1 pseudogene is annotated in these 1,978 nt (G+C 78.8%); it reads right to left on the minus strand.

Features of this window, described 5'->3' with window-relative positions:
* Nucleotides 1–1,978, minus strand: a pseudogene (locus tag ACYVKY_RS08095) (hypothetical protein); the annotation flags it as partial.

A 1,978-nucleotide genomic window follows, 5' to 3' on the forward strand; every position in this document is an offset into this window, starting at 1 on the left:
TGAGCGCGGCGCGGGCACGCGTCACGTCGAGCCGCAGCAGCGCGGCGCCCGCTGCGTCGTCGAGCGGGCCGAACCGGTGCAGCACGCGGCCGTGCGGCGTGCGGCCGACACCGACGCCCAGCAGCACGTGGTCGCGCACGGTGTCGTGCGCGCCGCGCAGGTCGGTGACGACGAACGGCTCGCTCCCCGAACCGATCCAGCGGGCGAGGTCGGGGTCCTCGCGCAGCGTCCGGCGGAGCAGGTCGGCGACCGCGACGGCCTCGGCGCGCCGGACGGTGAGCACGGCGAGCGAGCGGTCCGGGTGCTGCCGGGCGTGGTCGCCGACGAGGGCCACGAGCCGCGCCACCTCGGCCTGCGGCACCGGGTCGGCGCCGTCGGCGGTCACCGGCACGGTGGCGTCCGGCACGTGCGAGAGCACGAGCGCGGGCGGGTGCGGCGTGGGCAGGGCGGCGGGCAGGGGGTCCGGACGCGGTGGCACCGCGACGAGCTCGCGCGGGCGGTCGTGCACCCGGTCGAGGACGAGCGTGGTGAGGCGGTCGCGGGTGGCGTCGAGCAGCGAGGAGCCGGGGGTGCCCGTCGGTGCCGCGTCGTCGCCGCGAGCGCCGAGGTCGATCGGCGCCGGCGGCGCGCCGTCCGGGTCGCCGACCACCAGGGCCTGCCGCCCACGCACGAGCGCCAGCGCACCCTCGGCGGCGCCGGTGCGGTGGGCCTGCAGCACCACGACGAGGTCGTGCACCCGGTCGCCGAGCTCGGGCAGCGCGAGCGTCGTCGAGGTGCGCACCGGCGCCGGGCTGTCGCCGGCGACCTCGGTGTCGGCCTCGACCTCCCAGCCGGGGCCGGAGGCGTCCATCTCGTCGAGCACGCCCGCGTACCAGGCGATCTCGAGCTCGTCGGCGACGCGCGCACGATCGGCGCCCTGCGCGGCGAGCCGGTCGACGAGCGCCGTGAGCCCGAGCGCGTCGAGGTCGGCCAGCAGGCCGTTGCGGGCGGGCAGCACGCGCAGGTCGTCGGCCGCGTCGAGCAGCCGCCCGAGGCGGTCGAGCAGGTCGTCGACGTCGATCTCGTCGAGCCCGCCGCCGTCGGCCGTGGGCGCGAGCACCGGCTCGAGCAGCTGCAGGTCGTCGAGCACGCGGTGGTAGGCGGCGTCGGCGTCGACGAGGTCGGCGGGCGTGCTGGGGGCGCCACCCTCGCCGGCGAGCTCCTGCCACTCGCCGAGCTCGGTGCGGGCGCGCACGAGGGCGCTGTGCAGGTCGGGCACGCGCATCCCGGGACGGACGAGCGCCTCGCCCTCCTGCCGCCACCGGCGGCGCTCGAGCATCGACATCTCGACACCCTGCTCCCGGCGCCAGCGGGCGTTCGCCGTCGCCTGGATCACCTCGGTGTGCCGGCGCTCGTAGACCGCCGGCGTGAAGACGTCGAGGGTGTCGCGCACCGAGACCAGCAGGTCGAGCCGGCGGCCCCAGTCGGCGACCGTGCTGCCGGCACCGAGGCCGGACTCGGTGGTCGCGCTGGCCACCAGGTCGCGGGCGGCGGGCAGCCGCTCCTCGCGCAGCCGGCGCACGACCTCGAGCGCCCGGGCCGCCTCCTCGTCGTCGGTGAGGTCGGCGCCCCGCCAGGGGCTGGTGCGGGCGACCTCCTCGTAGGCGTCGACCTCGCCGGCGCCGACCATGAGCGCCGCCGCCTCCTCGCGGGCGCGGTCGGACGCCAGTGCCCGCAGGGTCCGGGGCGCCAGGTCGCGTCCGCGGGTGAGGGCCGGGTCGCCGGGGTCGGCGCCGAGCTCGACGAGCCGGCGCACCACCTCGACGCGGCTGCGGCCCCACGGGTGCTGCGGCCGGTGCAGGTCGGTGCGGGCGGTGACGGCGGCGGCCTCGCCGGACGCCGGGACCGGCTCGTCGAGCCGCGCGCGCACCGCCTCGAGCTCGGGTCGCTGGGGCGCCACGACGAGCACCGACAGCCCGTGGGCGTGCGCCTGCTCGAC

The sequence above is a fragment of the Angustibacter speluncae genome (assembly GCF_054777815.1).